Genomic DNA, 8,993 nt, shown 5'->3' on the forward strand with positions numbered 1-8,993 from the left:
AAGCGAAAACGCCGGCTTTTTAAGCTTTAGTCCAAGGATCGAGGAACCGGACCGATCTATATCGCATAATGAGCAAAAGACGGAACTTTGCCGCCAATCCGCGGTTCGCTTTGGCGCCCGGGACCTTTCACGCTCAAGGCTATTTCTTCTCCTTCGGCGTAGGAAACATAAACGGCGCTAAGCTCCCCGGGATCGTTATCTCCGCCGCCCGAGAATGCCGGTTGCCGGCCCGACAGGGCAAGGGCGAAATCCTTCAAGCCGGTGATCCCCCGCCTTTGGGCTTCGGTTACGCCTACCGCTTCCACGACGACGCCGGTATTCCGGCCGCTGCACGCCACCGAAATATACCCTTCGCGCTGCCGGATCGAATAAGCGCTTGAAACAAATACGGCAAAATAAACATCTTCCGCCTTACCGATGATCGTCTTCGATAAAAACGACCACTCTCCTTCAGGTAGCACTCCGATGACCGTATTCGGCACGTTTTCCGACAGGGGATAAAGCGCCATGACCACATTTCTGCGAAACAGCACTTCCGTCCATTCACTCTGATGGCGGGGGTCGTCCCCCGAGTTAAGGTATCCTTCGCCGGGATGAAAAAAGTATAATTGATTTCCTTTTCCGCCGCTGCGCACAGGCAAGCTGAACAGCCAGCGATGCTGCTCATTGTCGAATTCCTTTACCCTTTCCCACATCCCGCCGGCGGCAAACTGCTCCGTTATATAGGCGTAAGAGTGAAGCTTTTGTTTCTCCCCGCCGATGTCCCTTATGATTGCTTTGCATCGTTCGACCGGCTGCGACCGTTCAAGGGCTTGACGCCGGACAGACTCTGGGGCTTCGTAAAACAGAAAGCCGGCATATTCCGTGCGTGGCATCTCTTCCGGCAGTGAAAAATCGCCAAACTGCACATAATCGTGAAGGACGTTTGCATCTTTGGGAGCATCATGGGGCCATTCGCGGGAACGTGCTCCGACCCAGGCTCCGCGCAAATAATAGCTTGACCTGACATTCCATAGATAGTCCAACATTTCGGCAAGCTCGGCTTTTACGCCAGTATGCTCCACCAGTGCCCAAGCGCAGGTGAAGGCCTGTATCCAATGCCAGAACCATGGCAGGCTGCCGTATTCGGCCATGCCTTCCCGGCGGATCTTCTCCAAGGTGCGCTTCAGACTGTCTCTTCCTTCCGCAAACAACGCTTTGTCCGCATAGCGCTGCCCGAAAATCAGCTTCGAGGCCGTATACTTCGCTTCGTGATGGCCGTAGTCCCGCAGCGGTTTACGAAAATGCGCGCCGCAATACACATGTTCGAGCGCCGCCTCAAATTGCTGTGCGAGTTCTCCACTCATTTGCCGCCCATAAGTCTCCAGAAAAAAAACCATCAAAGAGCCCATCAGTTCCACCGGCAAAACATGCGGCTGCGCCGCGCCCGGTTCCGGCTCCAGATTCAACGGCCAATGCCCATACATTGAGCTTTTCTTTCCGTTGTCCTGCAGCCGCAAAACGCGAAGCAGCACCTCTTCGGCCAACCGCCGGCCTTCCTGCCGGTCAAAAAGCGGCTCTTCCGCCAAATCCACCGCGGCAGCGAACAAGCAGGACGCATAATAAAAATTGTCCCTGATGTCTCCGTGAAACCATAATCCGCTGCTTAAGAGCGGTTGATGCCAAGCGCAGACAGCCGCTTGCCGAATAATTTGCCCCATTCTTTCCCGATAAGAACTCATATGAACTCCTTTCCGTATCCGTTATCCGTCCCCTCATCCTACTACGATCCGACGTTCCGCTAAAGACGATGCTTCCACTTCTATCTTCGGAAAGAATTTGTTTTTGGCTTGCTAAATGAACATAAAAGAATTAAAGTGAATACATATAAACATTATGCACATAAATAAACAAAAGAAAAGAGGTTCATTTTATGGAACGTCGATATGCCTCACATCCTTACGATGTCAAATCATTCGACACGGATCGTCTGCGCAAGGAATTTCATATTCCCGTGCTGTTTACCCCCGATCGCCTGGAGCTTGTGCTTACGCATGAAGACCGCTTGATTATCGGCGGCGCGGCCCCGGTGCAAAGAGAGGTCAAGCTTGAAACGGACTTGAAGGAGCTGGGAGTCGCTTTTTTCCTGGAACGGCGCGAGCTTGGCGTCATTAACATAGGCGGTCCGGGACTCGTCACTGTCGACGGGACCTCGTACGAGCAGGGCAACAGAGACTGCTTGTACGTCGGGAAAGGCTCGCGGGAAGTGATTTTCACCAGCAAAGACGCGGCCAAGCCGGCGAAATTCTATTTGAATTCGGCACCGGCGCACCAGGAGTTCCCAACGGTGAAAACAACGCTGGCCGAAGCGGAATCCGGGGAGCTTGGCTCGATCGAAAACTCCAATGAACGGACGATCCATCGGCTTATTCACGCAAACGGCATCCAAAGCTCGCAGCTCGTTATGGGCATGACTCAGCTTAAAACCGGCAACATGTGGAATACGATGCCCGCTCACGTTCATCCGCGCCGCATGGAAGCCTACATGTATTTCGATCTCCCCGAAGAAGCGGTCGTGTTCCATCTGATGGGTGAACCCGAAGAAACCCGCCATATCGTTGTCCGCAATGAGCAGGCGGTCATTTCGCCGAGCTGGTCGATCCACAGCGGGGTCGGCACAAGCAATTATACGTTTATTTGGGGCATGGCCGGCGATAACAAGGCTTACGGGGACATGGACGCCGTGGCGATGAAGGATTTAAAATAAAAGCAAAACCTTGATGGAAAAGTGAGGATACCGATGAGTCAGATTCGCAGATACGAGAAAATTATGGAGGTTCTGCTGACCGACAAAGAAGTGACGGTCGCGGAGTTAAGCGACAAATTGCGGGTTACCGGCAAAACGATCCGGGAGGATCTCGCCAAGCTGGAAGAGCAAGGGCTGCTCGTCCGCGTCCACGGCGGAGCGGTGCTGGCGCAAAGCGACCAATTCGGAATTTTGCCGAACAAGGAGCCGCTGACCAAACACGCGGAGGAAAAAGCCGAAATCGCCCGCAAGGCGCTCCGGCTGATCGAAGCGGGAGACATCATCGCGCTGGACGGCGGCAGCACCACGCTGGAAATCGCCCGGCGGCTGGAGAATCGGACGCTTACCGTCGTAACCAACGACGTGTACATCATCGGCGAACTGGCGGCCAAGGACCAGATCCGCCTCGTCGTTCCGGGCGGTTATCGGGTCCGCAATATGCTGGCCGGCCCCGAAGCGGCGGCATATGTGCGGCAGCTTAACATCCAAAAAGCGTTCGTATCGGCGACAGGCATCCACCCCGACCACGGATTATCCATTTATACCGGCGATTTGATCGGCTTTAAGCGGGCTCTGATCGAAACCGCGCATGAAGCGATCGCGGTCATGAATCACCAAAAGTTCGGCCAGACCGCGCTCAGAACCTTCGCCTCCATTGGCGAACTCAAGCGGATCATCACGGACCGAGGGCTGTCCGCCGACATGGCTCGCCAGTTTGAGCCATCCGGCGTGACGATCGATTTTGAAACGAAATAACGGTAATTAATATAGGGAGAGTGCATTCTATGAAGCTATTTGATTTAACGGGAAAAACCGCTTTGGTGACGGGAGCCTCTGGCGGCCTCGGACAAGGCATAGCGCTCGGGCTGGCCGAAGCCGGCGCGGACGTCGTCAGCGCTTCCATCGGCGGCAGCGCTGAAACGGTAAGCAAGATCACCGCCTTGGGGAGAAAAGCCGCGGAGATCATCGCCGATCTCGGCGATCACGGCAAGCTCCAGGAGACGTTTGACGAGGCGCTGAAGCTGACCGGGCATATCGACATTCTGGTCAACAATGCCGGGATTATCCGCCGCACCCCGGCCAAGGATCACAGCAAAAAGGATTGGTTCGACGTCATTAATCTGAACCTGAGCACGGTGTTCCTGCTTTCGCAAATCGCCGGACGCCATATGCTGGAGAGAGGCAGCGGCAAAATCATCAACATCTGCTCCATGCTCTCCTATCAAGGCGGAATCAATGTTCCAGGATACACGGCCAGCAAGCACGGCGTGGCCGGACTGACCAAAGCGTTCGCCAACGAGTGGGCCGGCGGCGGCATCCAGGTGAACGCCATTGCCCCCGGGTACATGTCGACCGATAATACGGCCCCGCTCCGCGCCGACGCGGAACGCACCGCGGCGATTACCGAGCGGATTCCGGCCGGCCGCTGGGGTTCGCCGGATGATGTGAAAGGGCCGGCCGTATTCTTGGCCTCCGCGGCCGCAGACTACCTGAACGGACACATTCTGTGCGTCGACGGCGGCTGGATGGCCAGATAAGAAAGCTGGGGAGGCAATGTCTCCGGCTGCTCTCGGCAATTGCCGAGTTAGTATAAACAGCTTTCTTCCTCCCGCTCGTCCGGGCTAGAAGAAAGCTGTTTTTCTAGCGGAAGGTCCCTGAAATAACGTGAGCATGACGAATATATAAGGGACAAAAATACCGCTATTGGGGCGATATCCATCGTTTTGCGTGAAATAGAGGACATGGGGGGCGCCATTTTCTCAAATTGCCGGGAAATGACTGCTTTTTGCACCGTTTGCCCAAAAATAAGGCCCATAAATTCCCCTATTGATGAGGAGCACGCTGGAATCCGGATATTAAGACCATAATTTTCCGCCATTTTTATGGGGCACCCTTAGCCATGGAGGTACCACCAACAGCTGGACCCACGTTATTTCCGGTCCGATCTGCTAGTACAAAATTCTCCACAAATAAAAAGTCGCGTACGACTCCCAGCCCTGCCATCCGGCGGATCGCTTCTGAATTTCCGGTTTGGTCGGCTTCCGCTCCATCCCTAACACGTACTTGATCGCATTATGCAATCCAACGTCGTCTATAGGGAAGGCATCCGGCATTCTCAGGCAGCGCATCAGCACATAATTCGCCGTCCAGGGCCCGATGCCGCGAATGCTTACCAGTTGTTTCTCCGCCTGTTTGCAGCCGCCGCTATCAAGGAGCCGCTCCTTGCTCAGCTCTCCGGATGCCACGCGCCGGGCAACGTCAATCAAATACTCGGTTTTTTTGACGGTCATGCGCAGACTCTCCAAATCGTGCACGGTTAACCCGGCAATATCCTGCGGCTTTGGAAACAGCCAGTAGCGCCGGCCTTCGCATTCGACCGACCGGCCGATACGCTCGACAAGCCGCCGTTTTAATGTATAGGCATAGGCCAGGTTGATCTGCTGTCCAAGGATGCCCCAGCACAGCGCCTCGAACAGATCGGGAATGCCCATGTTCCGCAGCCCGAAAAAAGCATCTACCGCGCCCCGCAGCAGCGGATCCTTCCCCGCCATCTCGTAAAAGGGCCGCAGGTCCCGGTCCATATCGAACCAGTCCCGGACATATCTCGCGACGGCTTCCCGCTGCGTTTCGCGAGGCGGCGCCGTATTCCCGAGAAACACGATCTTCACCTCCCGATCCGAATCACAGCTGATCTCTACCACGGAGACATGCCCCTCGGCTTCGATCGCCTTATATAACCGCCGGTCTCTGATTTCGAACAGACACTCATTATCCGAACGGGATAAATACTTAAGATTTTCCCGAAAGCTGAACTCATCGGGAACGGCCAAGAATATCACGCCGTCCCGCTCCTCCCACGGCTTCGCGGATGCTCCGCCGGATGCCCCATCTATAATCATAGTTAAACCTCGCTTTTTCATTCTGCCGTACTATTTAGTTTTAACATGAATCCACAGTCCAATCATTTCGCGATCTTGCTGTTCCATTCGGAAATCATGACGGAAGCCTTCAGGGAAGGTTATACTGTTGATGGAGGCGATAACGATGTCAAGCCCGAAAGAGCAAGCGCCAAACGAAGAACAATGGCAAGCCATTATCCAAAACGATGCCGCTTACGACGGCCGATTCTATTACGCGGTGGCGAGTACGGGAATCTTTTGCCGTCCCTCCTGCAAATCCAAGCCGCCAAAATTCGAAAATGCGCGTGTTTTTGCCACGGCCGAGGATGCGCTTGGCGCCCATTACCGCCCGTGCAAACGCTGCAGACCGACGGGGATGGCGCTGCCCGACGACGAATGGGCTTCGCTGATCGCCCGATATATTGAGAGCCACTATAGCGAAAAACTGACGCTGGACGAGCTGGCGGACATATGCCACGGCAGCCCGTACCACTTGCAGCGCACCTTCAAACGCGTGATGAAAGTGACGCCGGCGGAATATATCACCGAAATTCGGATCGACAAGGCCAAAGATGCGCTGGTTCACTCGAAGCAAGCGATGGGGGATATTGCGGAGAGTGTCGGCATCGGCAGCGCCGCTTATTTTATTACGTTATTCAAACGCAACACAGGTATAACGCCAAAAGAATACCGCGAAGCGCATCGGAACCATCCGCAACCGTAAAAGCCGCGTTGCGTAAAAATAACAGAAGGAGCTGGACACTTATGAAAACAGCTGGAAACACCCCGGAGCAAACCGTATTTTGGACGCTTTTTTCCGATAAGGACTGGAGTATTTATCTCGCCGCCACGGAACGGGGCCTGTGTTTTGTCGGCTCCGACCGCAAAGGTTTCGACGAACTTGAGGCCTGGGCCCGCCAGCGGTATCCGGAAAACGAGCTTCAACCAAACGATGAATTTCTTGCTCCCTATGCCGCGGAGCTGAAAAGATTTCTCCAAGGGGAGCAGCAGAGCTTCACGATTCCGATGGATCTTAAGGGTACGCCGTTTCAGCTTGCCGTGTGGAACGCGCTTTGCCAAATTCCTTACGGACAAACACGGACGTATTCGCAAGTGGCGGAATTCATCGGGAGACCGGCTGCGGTTCGCGCCGTCGGCAGCGCCATCGGGGCCAATCCGCTGCTGGCCTTAGTTCCCTGCCATAGGGTCATCGGTAAGAATGGCGCTCTTACCGGTTACCGCGGCGGACTTGAAATGAAAACGAAGCTGCTGGGGCTGGAAGCGGCAGCCGCCGAAGCAAGTATCATCGCTGAATAAAACCTGCCGAGTTGGCCTGATTCAAAAAAGCTTGATCCCTTTTCGATCATTCCTCGAATTGGATCAAGCCTTTTGCTATCTCCCGCTTTGCCGCAAACGGCAGCAAAAAGAGCCGGACCATGCCGCAGCATGCCCGGCCTATATTTTAAAGTCGCAAAGATTGCGCAAAATCCGTCAGCCATCAGCCCCCTACCCCATTGGATAAAGTCGTCATGGTACCAGGTTGAGCAATCGACTCCGTGATTCCCGCGCCTAAACTAATGACGAACAGAAAAACCAAAATCCACTTCCGCATGTTCTAACACCTCCTTCATCAAAATTCCATACTCCTTCAGTTGCTCTTCGGCGGCAAAGGTTCTGTACTTCTCAAATAACGGGACGATTCTCATAAAATGCTCCTTGTTGTTAAGCGAAACCGAATATTTGAGAGCATAAATAAGCTTCTCCAAACCTTCCAAAATATCCTTTTTTCGGAAAGCGTAGATAGCGAGCTGGTAACACAAATCCAGATAACGATCTTTATTGACTACGGAGAAATAGTAGTTGCTGTTCTGATTATATAGACTCTGATCAATCTGAAATTCACATAAAAATTCATCGATAAAGAAATCGTTTACGTTAGCCGCATGCAAAATGACCTGCAGACTTGGCAAAATTTCGTACGGATGCTCCTTTAGCAATTGAATATATTCCGGGATAACGGACCGATTTCCGGCCCAAACCTCCAAATTGTATTTGTTGGCTTTGGCCCAGACTTTGAATTTCTCCACTTCCATGAACCCGGTCTCATCAAGCCCCTTAAACCAACTCAGATCGGCATAACCTCTAATGAATTCGTCCACTTCCGCGAATTTGCCCTGATGTTCCAAAGCCGCGCCTTTGAGCAAAAAGCCTTGCCCATAATACACAACGAGGTGACGCTCCGTTCTCAATTCCAAACGACGGGACTGAGCGTAAGCCCTCTCATAATTGCGGTAGACCTTTCCCGAAAGACTCCTTAATTCATCGGAAAAAGAAATGACTTGCTCCCATTTTCGCAAGGAGAAATAGACGTTTGCCAGATGCAGCAGCCCGTCCAGTTGATAATCCTCGGGCAAGCGATTACGGTAAGGCTCAAACCGGGTCGCTGCCCGAAAATTCATCTCGGCGTCATCCCCAAGCGACAAAAGAAACAGCCGGTATTGGCTGATCGCCAGCCTTTCGGAATGTTGGTATTTCTCACTTTCGTTCACGCAGTTGTAGAACAGCAAGGCAGCTGGGTGGTTGCCAATCCCGTAAAGCTCTTCACCGATCGAAAAAATCATCGGAATGTTGGTTAGATCATCAACTAGTCTTGAGAGTATTTTCCCGATGCAATCCAGCTCGCCGATTTCGGCGCAGCGCAGCAGGAATGAGCGAAGCCGCCGCCGGTTCGGATGCCCGGAATCGATGCAATCTTCGGCGTACAAAGGATAATAGTATCCTGCCGGCCGCTCCAGGGCTTCCGTGATAAGATCCAGTTGTCCGACGGACATCGGTTTGGGAGGATTGCCGTTTAAAATGGCGCTGAGCGTGCCCCGGTTGATTCCGGACCGCCGGGAAAAGCTGTGCAGCGAAAAACCCCGGCTCTCAATCTGTTTTGCGATCACAGATTGGATCGTCAATAAAGTCGTCAATCCAGCTCCCTCCTCCGATGATTTCTCCTATATTTTTACACATTATACGAAAATGAGACCGAGTGGTCAATTATTTTCTATAGGCTCGTCGGCAAAAAAAGAGAGTGCCTCAAAAGCCATCACAGATGACTTTTGAGGCACTCTATAAAACTTATCATAACAACAGGGCAGAAAAACTCTTCCAGATCGCTGCCATGTGCCGGATCGACTTCGAGGATGCGTTAAAACAAATTGTCTGGTCAACGACGTCCAAAAACACCGCATCCCTCCGACACTTAAAATAGCGGTCTTCGTATTATCAGGTTAGCCAGAATTTCTGGTTGGCCTTTTTTTATG

8 protein-coding genes are annotated in these 8,993 nt (G+C 53.1%); 5 read left to right on the plus strand and 3 right to left on the minus strand.

The features are described 5' to 3' along the window. Positions 1 to 56 precede the first annotated feature (56 nt). The gene (locus ACI48K_RS14675) at positions 57 to 1,721 is read right to left on the minus strand and encodes a hypothetical protein (RefSeq protein WP_475028337.1); all 1,665 of its coding nucleotides are present in this window, start codon (positions 1,719 to 1,721) and stop codon (positions 57 to 59) included. Between the two features lie 191 nt (positions 1,722 to 1,912). Between ACI48K_RS14675 and kduI the strand changes: the two genes are divergently transcribed. Genes kduI through kduD form a run of 3 tightly spaced genes read left to right on the plus strand, consistent with a single transcriptional unit; the run spans position 1,913 to position 4,323 of the window. After that, on the plus strand, positions 1,913 to 2,746 hold the full coding sequence (kduI, locus tag ACI48K_RS14680) for a 5-dehydro-4-deoxy-D-glucuronate isomerase (protein ID WP_475028338.1): 834 nt from the start codon (positions 1,913 to 1,915) through the stop codon (positions 2,744 to 2,746). A 33-nt stretch (positions 2,747 to 2,779) separates the two neighbouring features. Then, on the plus strand, positions 2,780 to 3,541 hold the full coding sequence (locus ACI48K_RS14685) for a DeoR/GlpR family DNA-binding transcription regulator (RefSeq protein WP_475028339.1): 762 nt from the start codon (positions 2,780 to 2,782) through the stop codon (positions 3,539 to 3,541). A gap of 29 nt (positions 3,542 to 3,570) precedes the next feature. Then, on the plus strand, positions 3,571 to 4,323 hold the full coding sequence (gene kduD, locus ACI48K_RS14690; RefSeq protein ID WP_475028340.1) for a 2-dehydro-3-deoxy-D-gluconate 5-dehydrogenase KduD: 753 nt from the start codon (positions 3,571 to 3,573) through the stop codon (positions 4,321 to 4,323). Positions 4,324 to 4,734: 411 nt separating this feature from the next. Here the strand turns inward: kduD and ACI48K_RS14695 are convergent, their stop codons facing one another. Further along, positions 4,735 to 5,685 (minus strand): DNA-3-methyladenine glycosylase family protein, encoded by a 951-nt coding sequence (locus ACI48K_RS14695; RefSeq protein ID WP_475028341.1) that lies wholly within the window; start codon positions 5,683 to 5,685, stop codon positions 4,735 to 4,737. Between the two features lie 145 nt (positions 5,686 to 5,830). On the opposite strand from ACI48K_RS14695, the gene ACI48K_RS14700 reads away from it, so the two are divergent. Together ACI48K_RS14700 and ACI48K_RS14705 are read left to right on the plus strand one after the other, a co-directional pair. Then, positions 5,831 to 6,409, plus strand: a complete 579-nt coding sequence (locus ACI48K_RS14700) for a bifunctional transcriptional activator/DNA repair enzyme AdaA (RefSeq protein ID WP_475028342.1) — start codon at positions 5,831 to 5,833, stop codon at positions 6,407 to 6,409. Between the two features lie 41 nt (positions 6,410 to 6,450). After that, positions 6,451 to 7,002: a methylated-DNA--[protein]-cysteine S-methyltransferase gene (locus ACI48K_RS14705; protein ID WP_475028343.1), complete on the plus strand. Its 552-nt coding sequence runs from the start codon at positions 6,451 to 6,453 to the stop codon at positions 7,000 to 7,002. 257 nt (positions 7,003 to 7,259) lie between these two features. Here the strand turns inward: ACI48K_RS14705 and ACI48K_RS14710 are convergent, their stop codons facing one another. Continuing rightward, entirely contained in the window at positions 7,260 to 8,657 is a 1,398-nt protein-coding gene (locus ACI48K_RS14710) for a helix-turn-helix domain-containing protein (protein ID WP_475028344.1), read from the minus strand. Between the last annotated feature and the right edge of the window lie 336 nt (positions 8,658 to 8,993).

It is taken from the genome of Paenibacillus terrisolis (genome assembly GCF_056171975.1).